Origin of the sequence: Sphingobacterium spiritivorum (assembly GCF_016724845.1) — a bacterium.
Lineage (GTDB): Bacteria > Bacteroidota > Bacteroidia > Sphingobacteriales > Sphingobacteriaceae > Sphingobacterium > Sphingobacterium spiritivorum_A.
On record NZ_CP068082.1, the window covers coordinates 4,586,280 to 4,598,879 of the forward strand.

General features: G+C 38.9%; 12 protein-coding genes. 7 read left to right on the plus strand and 5 right to left on the minus strand.

The genetic code is table 11. The features are described 5' to 3' along the window. The first annotated feature begins 48 nt into the window (after positions 1 to 48). Complete coding sequence (locus tag I6J03_RS19505; protein ID WP_003002613.1) at positions 49 to 429, plus strand: hypothetical protein; 381 nt, start codon at positions 49 to 51, stop codon at positions 427 to 429. Between the two features lie 15 nt (positions 430 to 444). Here the strand turns inward: I6J03_RS19505 and I6J03_RS19510 are convergent, their stop codons facing one another. Together I6J03_RS19510 and I6J03_RS19515 are read right to left on the minus strand one after the other, a co-directional pair. After that, positions 445 to 657 (minus strand): hypothetical protein, encoded by a 213-nt coding sequence (locus I6J03_RS19510; RefSeq protein WP_003002611.1) that lies wholly within the window; start codon positions 655 to 657, stop codon positions 445 to 447. 22 nt (positions 658 to 679) lie between these two features. After that, positions 680 to 1,687 carry a DUF6268 family outer membrane beta-barrel protein gene (locus I6J03_RS19515; RefSeq protein WP_232279583.1) on the minus strand — a complete coding sequence of 336 codons (1,008 nt, stop codon included), beginning with the start codon at positions 1,685 to 1,687 and terminating at the stop codon, positions 680 to 682. Between the two features lie 211 nt (positions 1,688 to 1,898). On the opposite strand from I6J03_RS19515, the gene I6J03_RS19520 reads away from it, so the two are divergent. From I6J03_RS19520 to I6J03_RS19530, 3 genes are all read left to right on the plus strand, one after another. Then, positions 1,899 to 2,969, plus strand: a complete 1,071-nt coding sequence (locus I6J03_RS19520; protein WP_236586203.1) for a sensor histidine kinase — start codon at positions 1,899 to 1,901, stop codon at positions 2,967 to 2,969. Continuing rightward, entirely contained in the window at positions 2,966 to 3,691 is a 726-nt protein-coding gene (locus I6J03_RS19525) for a LytR/AlgR family response regulator transcription factor (protein ID WP_003002596.1), read from the plus strand. The genes I6J03_RS19520 and I6J03_RS19525 overlap by 4 nt, the downstream gene beginning before the upstream one ends. 97 nt (positions 3,692 to 3,788) lie before the next feature. Beyond that, a complete protein-coding gene (locus I6J03_RS19530; protein WP_003002593.1) occupies positions 3,789 to 4,274 on the plus strand; it encodes a hypothetical protein in 486 nt (161 codons plus the stop codon). Positions 4,275 to 4,297: 23 nt separating this feature from the next. On the opposite strand, the gene I6J03_RS19535 is transcribed toward I6J03_RS19530, so the two are convergent. Further along, on the minus strand, positions 4,298 to 4,660 hold the full coding sequence (locus I6J03_RS19535; protein ID WP_201693923.1) for a DUF4180 domain-containing protein: 363 nt from the start codon (positions 4,658 to 4,660) through the stop codon (positions 4,298 to 4,300). Positions 4,661 to 4,820: 160 nt separating this feature from the next. Further along, positions 4,821 to 6,125, minus strand: coding sequence for a GH36-type glycosyl hydrolase domain-containing protein (locus I6J03_RS19540; protein ID WP_003002580.1), 1,305 nt, complete (start codon positions 6,123 to 6,125; stop codon positions 4,821 to 4,823). A gap of 436 nt (positions 6,126 to 6,561) precedes the next feature. Between I6J03_RS19540 and I6J03_RS19545 the strand changes: the two genes are divergently transcribed. Continuing rightward, entirely contained in the window at positions 6,562 to 8,886 is a 2,325-nt protein-coding gene (locus I6J03_RS19545; RefSeq protein WP_003002578.1) for a GH92 family glycosyl hydrolase, read from the plus strand. Between the two features lie 205 nt (positions 8,887 to 9,091). Next, complete coding sequence (locus tag I6J03_RS19550; RefSeq protein ID WP_003002576.1) at positions 9,092 to 10,681, plus strand: M60 family metallopeptidase; 1,590 nt, start codon at positions 9,092 to 9,094, stop codon at positions 10,679 to 10,681. 81 nt (positions 10,682 to 10,762) lie between these two features. Here the strand turns inward: I6J03_RS19550 and I6J03_RS19555 are convergent, their stop codons facing one another. Then, positions 10,763 to 11,629, minus strand: a complete 867-nt coding sequence (locus I6J03_RS19555; RefSeq protein ID WP_003002574.1) for an AraC family transcriptional regulator — start codon at positions 11,627 to 11,629, stop codon at positions 10,763 to 10,765. 253 nt (positions 11,630 to 11,882) lie between these two features. Between I6J03_RS19555 and I6J03_RS19560 the strand changes: the two genes are divergently transcribed. After that, positions 11,883 to 12,596 (plus strand): RraA family protein, encoded by a 714-nt coding sequence (locus I6J03_RS19560; protein ID WP_003002570.1) that lies wholly within the window; start codon positions 11,883 to 11,885, stop codon positions 12,594 to 12,596. The last annotated feature ends 4 nt before the right edge of the window (positions 12,597 to 12,600 follow it).

The following is a 12,600-nucleotide window of genomic DNA, read 5'->3' on the forward strand; positions in this document are numbered from 1 at the left end:
TAAAAAGTTATGCGAATCATCTATTTTTATGACATAACCTGATTAGAGATGAATAAAATAATAAACAGTATAATACTGGTTTCCTTTATGGTGCTGGTTTCCTGCAGTACGTATAAATTTGTTGAAGGATCAGTATTAAAGAGCTGGAGTGTCAAACCCGGAGAAGTAGCCGTTCTGAAGTCATCGAAGCCCAAAATATACAGATTCCTGATTATCAACAATTCATCTGAAGATAATGATCTGATCGTTAAAAATGCAGATGGTACATTTATACAACAAATTGTACGTCATGATACTGCGGAGGTGAAAGCGGCACTGAATGGTATTCGTATTGAAAACAGCGACCAGAAAGACGCTTTCTTTACACTGAGTGTTTTTCTGAACAGAGAGTCATTTAAAATGCCTGAAGTTGAAAAGCAAAAGCTTTGATTCTAGCTGTTACTTTTAATAGCACATTTCTTCACAGTGGTAACCAATTTTGTTTAAGAAAAGAATGATATCATCCCTCTGAAATGATTGACCTTCTACGCGCAGGACATTGTCACAGTCCATCAGGTCAAAATTAATGGCAAATCCGGGATACCTTTTGAGAAGTTGTTCGGTAATAAAATAAGCGGTATCAGAATTTTCAACATCAGTTATATATACTTTTATCATTTTTTAAAAATTATGGTAATTACTATTTTCTTTTGATTTTAGAAAAGGGATTAAAGGACAGACCGATATTAAAATAGAACGCCGGGTCAGGTTTTGTTTTATAAACGTAGTCTTCAAATGATTTTTCCTTTTCAAAAACACGCGCTGTAGGAACTATTCTTGCTCCTGTTTTGGCCGTTACAATAAAATAGTTGCCAAGCAGATGTTCATACACAAGTCCCGAGTTGATATCCAGTTGGCTATACTGGTATTTTTGAGAAGAGCCATCTATATTGTAAAGATAAAAAGAGGTACCATCCAGTTCTGCTCCAATAGAAACCCTTCCTTTGCTGAAAACATGTTTTCTAAGCATCAGATTTCGGGGTAGATTTATATCTGCTATGATACCGTTATCAAATTCATGTTCATACAGAAATGTAGGCACAAACGGAATCTGGGCAGCGGGATCTATATTCAAAAGAAGTCCGACAGCCATTTTTGTTTGCCGGTTGGCCTTTAATATCATAGTACCCGTTATTAAACCTCTGACTCGCTCGAAGCTTTTTTCGCTGCCATCAACGACCGCACTGGAAGAAAAAATAGTCATCTTATTGAAAAGTCTGGTAAAGTATGCCAGATTCACAGATGTGAAATGCGTCTGATAATTATCACTTTGTACAACTTTATCTGCCCCGGTTGTATGGATGGGTTCGGATTCTGTCATGATGTATCTGTATCCGAGCGTAGTACCTAATGCCCACTTTTGCTTTTTGATCAGATTCAGATTGACGCCAACTTTCGCCTGAGAAAAATTAATCATTTTTCTATCGGGCAAATCTTTATCTGAGAGACGGGATGAATAGTTGTACGGTGTCAGATAAGAGTACTCTGCATTAAGAGGCCTTAGTTCTGTAAATTTCAATGCGGCATAGGCAAGTGTCAGTTTTGTGATTTGCGCACCTCTGACAACACTGTCTGCGGATTGAGCCAATACGGTATGCATCGGTATGACAGAAAATAAAGACAATGCTATTCGAATAGTGATGTTCATGTTTTAGTAATAAGGAGATTGATTCCGGCAACAAAAAAAGCATATATAGCAAAGCGATAATCTGTTTTTATACAAAACGGACTCTTTTTTATACCAAATGGACATTCGGGTGCGGTTTTGTATAATAAACTCAGGTATTCGTATAATTTATACAGCTTGTCAGGTATATGTTTATATTTTTGTTCAGTTGATTTTGATCAGCACAGCTCATATGAGATACCGTTCACAAAAGATGACAGACAATCAGATTATTAATTTTATCGTTGATAAACGGTATAAGGTCTGGCGCCATATTACCCTTCTGCTTACTCTTTTTTTACACCTGTATTATTCCACATCCATAGATGCTGTAAATAGTGATATTAATTATCCGGGACTGATAGCCGTGTTTATTACATTCACGATCATGTTTTATATTAATATATACATATTAGTCCCCACATTCTTTTTAAAAGCCGAGTATGCATTATATTTTCTATTTCTGGTTATTCTGGTAGTGGCAGGTCTTACTTCTTTGGTTTTTACCTTCACTAATTATATTAAGCCGGATGTAAATATTAAAGATAAATTGGATATGAACCGCTTTTACAACGGGGCTGTCTTGTCTATAATCATTATTCTCATAAGTACCCTGATCAAACTGATGCAGCGATGGGTAAAAGATAACGAACGAATAGCGGCATTGAGTAATCTGACACTGACTATGGAGCTGAATGAGCTCAAAAACCAGATAAATCCGCACTTCCTGTTTAATATGCTCAATAATGTAAAAGCACTGACACGTAGCAATCCCGAAGCTGCTTCCGTGGTCATTATGAAGTTATCTGAATTTTTGAGGTATCAGTTGTATGAAAATAATGAGGATAAAACACTTTTAGTATCTGAAATCAACTTTCTTTCCAACTTTGTAAATCTGGAGAAGATCCGGAGAGACAGCCTGTCCATTGCTATACAGAATGATGTAGATCCTAAAATACTCAATGGCATTTTTATCCCACCCAATCTCTTCACTACCTTTGTGGAGAATGCTGTCAAGCATAGTGTAAGTGTAGACGATACGGATGCATACATCCGAATACGGATAACATTAGAGAACGGCAGACTGCAGTTCAACTGTAAGAATTCTAAAACAGCAGATTATCATAATCCGGATATAAAGAACAGCGGATTAGGACTAAATAACATCAGAAGACGCTTACAGTTGCTGTATGACAAACAGTACCAACTCGATATCAGCTCTTCTGATCACGAATATATTGTTAACTTAACTATACCTGTATGAACTGCATTATAGTAGATGACGAGCCTCTTGCGAGAGAAGAAATGCAGTCGCTGATTTCAGAGGTTTCTGATATAGAGATTTTAGGGAAATTTTCTAATGCCAGGCAGGCACTTTCTTTTTTAAAAGAGCATGACACAGATCTTATTTTTCTGGATATTCAGATGCCGCTGGTTACAGGTATTGATTTTGCCAAACAGATCTCGGGGCGGAGTCTTATTATCTTCACTACGGCTTATCCCCAGTATGCGCTGAAGAGTTATGAACTGGATGCGCTGGATTATCTGCTGAAACCTATTGAAAAAATCCGCCTGGAAAAGGCAATTCATAAGTTTATTAGCTATAAAAACCTTCTTTCTGATGCAACCGTGAAAAATACTGTGGAAGCTAATACAGAAGATTTTCTATTTATAAAATCGGAGAGACGGTTTTACAAGATCTATTTTCAGGATATCCGGTTTGTAGAAGGACTCAAAGATTATGTAGTTATTTACACCAAAAACCAGAAACTGATCACCGCAATGAATCTAAAAGTGATGCATCAGAAATTGCCGATCAGGAGTTTTCAGCGTGTCAGCAAATCTTATGTAGTCAATGTGGACTTTATAGATTCCTTTGATAACCATACTATTTATATGGATGAGAATGAAATTCCGTTAGGTGAGGTTTATAAAAAAGAATTCTTCGAACGGTATCTGGGAGGAGCGCTCAACGCGCAGAAATGAGTCTGTCATTGCACAATATTTTCACTGATTTCAGCGATATAATTCTATTAAATGACACCTTATCTTCGTAGATATTAATGCCTTAAAAATCAGCGCTATGTCCAGATTATATATTATTCTATTCCTGTCCCTGTTCTATTTTATCCATAGTGCCGGTGCTCAGATTATCAATATCGGGTATAAATATGAAGAGAAAAGTATGTTTCAGACTACAATCAATATTCCATTTGTGATGGATAAAAATAAGCCTTATGAATATATGGCAGGTCTGGATTACAGTACTAAAAATGCATTGGCCCCTTCAGGTATAGCCCCTCAGCTTACAGGAGGATATTATATTATAGATAACAAACGTAAAAGCAATATCCTGTCCTTACAACTGAGTGCCGGATATCTTTTCGATCTGAATAAGAACTTCAAAAATCAGGTCAGACTGTCTCCTCATGTATACTTTGAACTGAATGGTATCTTTAATTTCAAAGCAGGATATGACTTTTTGATGCCTCTGGAAAAAGGATATCCCTATGTGTCAATTGGCCTCGGTGGCCTGCTTTCCCTCCGGCATATGAGCATAGGATTCTGAGACCTGTGCAGATGATTGCGGCCTTATGATCTGCTCAATGCAGATATCGCTTCTTCTTTTGTTTTTACAAAGTTGATACGACCTGTTTTGTTGCTTTCATATATAAAATCCCGCAGGCTTTTACTGGAATATATTGAAAAATCACCTATTATTGCCATACGCCCACTGTAGGTAGAGAATTTCTGAAGAATATCACCGGCAATGCCCGTTTTCAGATCAAAAAAATCCGGATGTACATGTGCGGCAGTTATTATAACGCTGTCCGTATCCTGATACTTACAATTCATAATAAGTTCTAAAGCATCCTGCGCATTATTTATTTCTATAGTATCAGATTGCAGTTCTGCTATTCGGATTTCGTTGATCGTTATAAAATCTATATTCATATTTAATAATAATTTGTCCTATTTCCGGACATATAGGTGGAAATCAGGGCTAAAACAAAGATAACCATCTTCCTGAAATAACCGTTCTCAGAAGAATATTAAATTAAAAATCATCTTATTTGTAATGGATAAGATGATTTCACACCTAAATATACGCTGATTATTTCTGTTGTGCTTCAGCCCAGGTTTTAAACTGGCTGATCGCTTTACTCAACACGCCCGCCGAACCTTTAAATTTTCCCGATCCGCTGGGTATATTTCCCTTTCCGTACCATTCGTAAAATCCCTGAGTGCGGATAACACGTTCCAGCATTGGGCGAACTTCTGTGTATGCTTCATAGGCAAACCCGTTTGCGATGAGTTGCTGGATCATTCTTCCCCCAAACCATGTCCAGTCGCCACCATTCTGATATACATAGGCTGTTGACATACCCCCTCTGAAAAATCCTTCAGGATAAGTCGGATATAATGTAAGCCCTATGCTCGGCATCCCTGATAAACGTACATTTTCAATCATTTGCTTATTGACAACAGCTATTTCTTTTTTGGAGAGTACGCCGGCTTCTATAGCTATAGCAGTGCCACCGTGATAATGAATCCTGTTTTCGTCAAATCCATCAGGCAGCGGTGATTTTCCGGGATAGATATGAGGGATGAATTTTTGATTTTTAGTATCCCAAAGATATTTGCGGATATTATTATGAATAGATTTTTGTAACTTTTTCCATTGCTGTACCTCCGGAGCACGAGGAGCCACACTACATAAGTCTTTTAAAGCTATGATAAGCATAGCGTTATCATACACATCTATAGCCTCATCAGAAAGCTCGTTCCAGTCGCATCCAAAGTCGTCATGTGGCTGCACATCTCCCCAGTCTGCAGTCATAGCGCCATATAACAGTCCGTATTGTTTATTATAGCGCTCACGCATCAGGTAATCAATCATTTTATTCATGCGTGCCAGTACGGTCGTTCCTGCCACTTTCTCCTCCAGAATAGCATGGTCGCCTGTTTTACGGATGTATTTGCAGACCAGCTGTATCAGAGAAGTTTCCTGATCCGTTTCCACAGTATTCTTAAAACCTACATGATCCGGAGCTGCTGCAGCATAATAAGGTGTATCATCATTCCATGTAAAATCCTTCTTCAGTACATATCCGTCAACCATCTCATCGTTAGGCTGTTGTAGAGCGAAGAAAAGTAATATAGCCCCCCGCACATCTTTTTTTGAACGCTCTTCCAGAGCTGTTTCAATAAAGGTATTAAGATCTCTTGCCCATATCTGAGAGTAACCACTTCCGGCATTAAATCCTTCTTTTATAACAGACCGGGCCAACTTGTCTACATGTGTCAGTGAAGTATCAGCCAGGATAGCTGACGATAGTTTTTGATTTTCTAAGCGTTTGCTGGAATGGCAGCCAGTCAAAAATAACAAGCCGCAAAGCCAATAGAACAGATTATTCATAATTGTATAAAGGGTTATATGTATATACATGCAATAATACACATAATTGTAAAATAAGCAAGTGATGATTTGTAATAAAAGTATAGATAGATCAAATAAAATTAGGTTTTAAAGCAACGTTGTCTAAAAAGATAAGTATATAATATTTTTATTATTCGGAATTATAAAATATATTTGTCTCTGTATGTATATACATTTATTGATTTATTTGTTAAGAATAAATGATACCGGATATACAGATCTGAAATTATAAATTGTGAAATATCCATGTAGTACAGACTGCACAAACACGAATGAATATACTTTGGATATTCCATATGACCATTGAAAATCAAATTATATACATATGAAATATCCATGTAGTACAGACTGCACAAACACGAACGAATATAGTTTGGATATTCCATATGACCAATGAAAATCAAATTATATACATATGAAATATACACTTCTCACCATACTGTCAGTCTGTATCTTTGTTATTCAAGTATCCGGACAAACCGCCGAAAAGCCTGTACGTTATGTAAATCCAAATATTGGTACAGCACATAGCCGCTATTTCTTTTACACACCCGCAGCTTTACCATTTGGGATGGCCAAATTAGCTCCGAGTACAAACGGCAGTTATGGTAATGCTTCCGGATGGGAAGCCGTGGGCTACGATGACAGGCATCATTCTATTGCAGGTTTTTCCAATTTTCATGAATTTCAGATTGGCGGTGTAGTATTTGCACCTACTGTAGGAAAAGTAAAGACATATCCCGGAGTATTGGAAGATCCGCATTCGGGTTACAGATCCGCATTTGATAAAAAAGATGAATTCGCTACTGCAGGTTATTATCAGGTCGGATTAAAAGATTATGGCATTAAAGCGGAATTAACGGCCACAGCGCGTGTGGGATTCCATCAGTATACTTTTCCGAAAACAGACTCGGCCAATATTATCTTTGACATCGGTCACAAAATGGGAGAGAGTGGACCTGTACTGGACGCCCAGGTAAGTTATGAAGACAACCATATCTCAGGCTACGTAGTGACGAAACCGGTATATGTAAAGAAGTATCAGGAATCGGCCACAGTGACTATGTATTTCTATGCAGAAATAGATAAGGCGCCTGTTGCCTTTGGTACATTTACAGACAGTACAACATATGCAGGACAGAGAGAAAAACGTGGAAAAGGAGCAGGGCTCTATCTGGTGTTCCATACAAGGGAAGGGGAGACTATCGGTATTAAAACCGGACTTTCTTATACATCGATTGAAAATGCCAGATTAAATCTGATAAAAGAGGCCAAAGATCTGTTTTTTGATAAAGCCAAAGAGCAGGCTTTGGACAAATGGAATACAGCATTGTCACGTATTACAGTAAGCGGAGGTAAAGAATCTGATCGTATTAAATTTTATACCGGCCTCTACCATGCCTTGTTGGGCAGGGGGCTGGCCAGTGATATAAACGGAGCCTATCCCCGCAATGACGGTGGAATCGGCCAGATAGCACTTCGTAATAACGGTGATCCTGTCCATCATCATTACAATACGGATGCGATATGGGGAGCTTTTTGGAATCTGACACAATTGTGGGCGATTGCTTATCCGGAATATTATAACGACTGGATTCAGAGTCAACTGCTGGTCTATAAAGATGCAGGCTGGCTGGGAGACGGGATCGCCAACAGTAAATATGTATCCGGTGTAGGCACCAACTTTACAGGACTGGCTATTGCCGCAGCCTACAACATCGGTATACGGGATTATGATGTAGAACTGGCATATGAAGCAGCCCGTAAAAATGAACTTATCGCTGAAGGACGTATACCCGGCGCAGGTAAATTGGATGTAGGCGTATTTGTCCGTCAGGGTTATTCACCATATCTCATAGACAAATCAGACAGCCCCGAACTCATGGTGCAAGGCTCGCCCTTCGGAGCCTCACATACCCTGGAATATGCTTTCTCAGCTTACGCTGTCGCACAGTTTGCCAAATCCTTAGGAAAAAAAGATGATTACCAGACGCTGAACAGATTATCCAAAGGCTGGAAACAACTGTATGATCCTTCGACCAATTTTATACGCCCAAGAGACGTAAACGGAAAATTTATTGATAAATTCAACCCTTATGAATCCTGGAGGGGATTTCAGGAGGGAAATGCATGGCAATATACATTCTATGTTCCGCACACTCCTGAAGAACTCGTAACCCTTGTGGGCAAGGAAACATTTAATAAAAGATTAGACAGTATTTTTACCATATCCCGCAAAAATGTATTCGGTGGAGGCACACATATCGATGCTTTTGCAGGTATAGAAGGATTATATAACCACGGCAATCAACCCAATCTGCATATCTCCTGGCTCTTCCACTTTGCAGGAAGACCTGATCTGAGCCAAAAATGGGTTAGAGCCATTTGTAATGAGTTTTATGGAACAGATGGTATACATGGGTACGGCTATGGTCAGGATGAAGATCAGGGACAATTAGGTGCATGGTACGTATTATCAGCGATGGGTCTGTTTGATGTTAAAGGCCTCACTTCGCCTGATGCCTCATTTCAGATCGGAGCTCCATTGTTTGATCAGATAAAGATACAATTGCCTGAAGCAATACGTCAGAAACCGTTTACAATTACAACTCATGGACAAAATCCGGAAGCGATTTATATCAAAAATATGAACCTCAACGGAACAGTACACAAGAAACCTGTGCTCCGCTTTGAAGAACTCCGTAAAGGTGGTCAACTGGATATATACCTCAAAAGGTAATGCTAAAGACTGTGGATCATGCTGATTAGAGATGAGAGCCACCTGATAGGGTTATATAATCTGTTATTTTGAGCAAACGATTGAGTTGGTTTAAAAACGCACTTTATACCGTTTGCAGGCAATTTATCGCCAGAATATTACATTTCATTGAGGGCTTAAGACGTTTTATTGCTCTATTTTAGGACATATCTTATTCCAATAAATTATGAAAAAAATAGTACCTCTGTTGCTACTCATAATGGGTAGCTATGGCACTCTACAAGCTCAGTCCGCTGCAAAACTCAAAGAAACCTATAAAGAGCTAAGTATCTTTTCAGACCCTTTGGCGACTCAGTTGAGAAAGGGAATTAAAAGTGCTGATATTGCCAAAATCACAGATCCGCAGATTCGTCAGGTGGCCGAACAATTGCAATCAGGCAAATATGATAAGAACTACAGATTAGCATCCTACCATGCAATTTTATCCCCGGGCGAACTAGGCGAACAATTGTCCATAGGGGATGGCTACAGTAAATATCAGAATATCACAGGTATCTATCTGCCTGTCGGTAAGCAGACAATCCTTGTAGACGGTATTTCCGCTAAAAACCAAATCAAATTAGTCATTCCAAACTGGGACAGACATGCTCCGCAGGGAATCGATCCGACCAAAGATCCAAAAGGATGGGGAATAGAAAAACAGGAATTTGACCTGCGCAACGGGGTTAACCTGATCAATATCAAAGATTTCGGAGGATTGGCGTATATCACTTACTTTTCGGATAAGCCAAAAGAACAAACGCCTATACAGGTTCACTTTCTGAATGCAGCTGTAAATGGCTATTTTGATATCAGTAAACACAATGATCAGGACTGGAACAATCTCGTAGATCATGCTGTCTATCCCATAGTAGATGCTATAGGAAAGCATATACAGATCGCTTATCCAACAGAAGCAATTAAGAAATATGCCTATGGTAAAGGTGTGCAACTGATCAGCAATTACGATTCACTGGTCTACCGTCAGCATCGTATACTTGGATTGATAAAGCACAACAGAGTACCCGAAAATAAAATCCTTTCCCGTGTTAATTACAACTACTATATGTTCCGTGACGGAGATGGTGTCGCGTATATGGGAGATAAACCCGGATATGCCATGGCTATGGTCGTAGATCCTGCAAGCGTAATAAAAGGAGACCCTTGCTGGGGATTCAGTCATGAAGTGGGCCATGTGCATCAGACACGACCTTACCTGAGCTGGGGTGGTCTCGGAGAAGTGAGTAACAATATTTTTTCCCTGTACGTGACGACTTCATTTGGAAATAAAAGCCGTCTTTCTGAACAAAATAACTATGAAAAAGTTCGTAACGAGCTGTACGGAAAAGGCAAAAGTTACCTTCAGGACGGAGATGTGTTTAACCGGCTTGTGCCTTTCTGGCAATTGCAGTTATATTTTGCAGGCCAAGGTGTAAATCCTGATTTTTATCCGGATCTTTTTGAGGCATTCCGTATGCAGGCAGCCGCTGATCTGACTAAAAACAGAAGGAGCAGAAGAAGTAATTTCATGGATAGAGGGCAAAACCCAGCCGTATACCAGCTCAATTTTGTAAAAACGGTTTGCGAAATTGGTAAAGTAGATTTAACCGAATTCTTTGACGGATACGGATTTTTCTATGTCGGCAAATTTGAGATGGATGATTATGGTAAATATAACTATGAAATGACGCAGGCAATGGTGGACGAATGCAAAGCAGCAATACGTAACATGAATCTTCCGAAACCAAAGACTGATCTTTCCTTATTGAAGGATTAATCAGAGAGGAAAGCTTTTATAGACAGTTTTCCTGACTGAAATAAAATGGGCGCTGAATTGTTTTCAGCGCCCATTTTTATATTATACATCCATATCTCTCCGGTATTCCCTCGGACTCTTCTGCATAATCATTTTAAAGAACTTATTGAAATTCGTAAGATTTTGATATCCGCTTTGATAACAGATCTCAGAAATAGAGAGCTGCCTGTTCATCAGTAATTTGCAGGCATGTCCTACTCTCATTTCATTGACAAATTTGGAAAAGGATTTTTGAGTATGCCTCTTAAAAAAACGACAAAAAGCATTGGGAGTCATATTCACTATTTCTGCAGCCATACTCAGGGAGACCTCTTCTCTAAAGTTTTGCATCACATAGATATATACATTGTTGATCCTGTTGGTATCCTGCTCTCCGAATGTAGGTTTGTAGCCGATAGAGGCTAGATTTTCACACTCATGGGTTTGATGCAGGAGCTCAATCAGATTCAAAAATCCTGTGATTCTCGAAAAACTCTGTTTATGGACAAGAGATTTGATTTGGTTACTGGCTTTTTCTAATACTTTACCGTAGAATCGTAATCCGCGCTGCGCTTTTTTTATAAAATGCTGCATGGAATTGATGGTCGATTGATCATCAGTCAGTGTCAGCAGAAAATCTGCCGGAAAATAGATCACAATAGCTTTTGCACGTTCTTCATGCATAGGATTCAGAAATACATCATCATTTCGCCAGATATGAGGGACATTCGGCCCCATTAATACCATATCACCCGCTTCAAAAGAAGCCACATGATTTCCTACTATACGCTTGCCGTAACTTTCTAAGATCAGCACCAACTCACATAGCTCATGAAAGTGCAGCGGATTACTCAAAAAATTCTGATCTACAAGTTTGATATGAATGGTTTTTTCACTGGGCGGTGACAATTCAATGAATTGCGCTTTCATAATTGATTATCGTATATAAATGATATTCAAATATAAGGAATTGAGCTCTTAGTGAAACAATAATGATCATTATTGTTGTAACAAAACCATATAAAGGAGTAAAAAGTTTTATTTTTTGTGTATCCGGTTTTAGTTTACTATTTAACCACCTTCTACCTTTGACAGAACTGATCCTGCACTAATCTGAACCGTTAATTAAAGTATACAATCAGATTTTGTAAAGGATAAATTTAATACATAAAAAACCAATCTGATGAAAATATATGATCCCTCTAAAGTAACATGGAAAACAGATAAAGAATTGTTTAAGCGGATACGAACCGAACTCTTTACGGCAGTAGTAGGCGATGTTATGGATCAGATTGGGCTGTATCATCAGTTCTTACCTCCCAGTATCCGCGCTCTTCGTAACGACATGGTTATTGTGGGGCGCGCTATGACTGTATTAGAAGCCGATGTGTCATCACAGGAAGAAACCGGATTCCGCAATCCTGTATTAGCCAGCACATTCGGTTATATGCTGGAAGCTCTGGATGATCTTCGGGAAGATGAAATCTATATGTGCAGCGGAGCATCTCCGGATTATGCAGTATGGGGCGAGATAATGAGTGTCCGTGCTATACAATTAAATGCTGCCGGAGCAATTCTAAATGGGTATTCCAGAGATACAAATGGTATATTAGCACTAAATTTTCCTTGTTTTTCATTAGGCAGCTATGCACAGGATCAGGCGCCTCGTGGAAAAGTAATAGACTGGAGAGTACCGATCTGCATAGATAAAGTCCGGATTGAAGACGGAGATCTTTTATTTGGAGATATAGACGGTGTCTGCGTAGTGCCAAAAGTACAGGAAAAGGAAATATTGACCCGGGCATTTGAAAAAGTCAGAAGTGAAAAGGTTGTCCTTCAGAAAATAACAGAAGGAATGACTGCAAAAGAGGCCTTTGAGAAATACGGAATTATGTAAACCT

Excerpts from the sequence above, each read along its gene's own strand:
- I6J03_RS19505 (WP_003002613.1), top strand. The coding sequence starts at position 49 with ATGAATAAAATAATAAACAGTATAATACTGGTTTCCTTTATGGTGCTG.
- I6J03_RS19510 (WP_003002611.1), bottom strand. The coding sequence starts at position 657 with ATGATAAAAGTATATATAACTGATGTTGAAAATTCTGATACCGCTTAT.
- I6J03_RS19515 (WP_232279583.1), bottom strand. The coding sequence starts at position 1,687 with ATGAACATCACTATTCGAATAGCATTGTCTTTATTTTCTGTCATACCG.
- I6J03_RS19520 (WP_236586203.1), top strand. The coding sequence starts at position 1,899 with ATGAGATACCGTTCACAAAAGATGACAGACAATCAGATTATTAATTTT.
- I6J03_RS19525 (WP_003002596.1), top strand. The coding sequence starts at position 2,966 with ATGAACTGCATTATAGTAGATGACGAGCCTCTTGCGAGAGAAGAAATG.
- I6J03_RS19530 (WP_003002593.1), top strand. The coding sequence starts at position 3,789 with ATGTCCAGATTATATATTATTCTATTCCTGTCCCTGTTCTATTTTATC.
- I6J03_RS19535 (WP_201693923.1), bottom strand. The coding sequence starts at position 4,660 with ATGAATATAGATTTTATAACGATCAACGAAATCCGAATAGCAGAACTG.
- I6J03_RS19540 (WP_003002580.1), bottom strand. The coding sequence starts at position 6,125 with ATGAATAATCTGTTCTATTGGCTTTGCGGCTTGTTATTTTTGACTGGC.
- I6J03_RS19545 (WP_003002578.1), top strand. The coding sequence starts at position 6,562 with ATGAAATATACACTTCTCACCATACTGTCAGTCTGTATCTTTGTTATT.
- I6J03_RS19550 (WP_003002576.1), top strand. The coding sequence starts at position 9,092 with ATGAAAAAAATAGTACCTCTGTTGCTACTCATAATGGGTAGCTATGGC.
- I6J03_RS19555 (WP_003002574.1), bottom strand. The coding sequence starts at position 11,629 with ATGAAAGCGCAATTCATTGAATTGTCACCGCCCAGTGAAAAAACCATT.
- I6J03_RS19560 (WP_003002570.1), top strand. The coding sequence starts at position 11,883 with ATGAAAATATATGATCCCTCTAAAGTAACATGGAAAACAGATAAAGAA.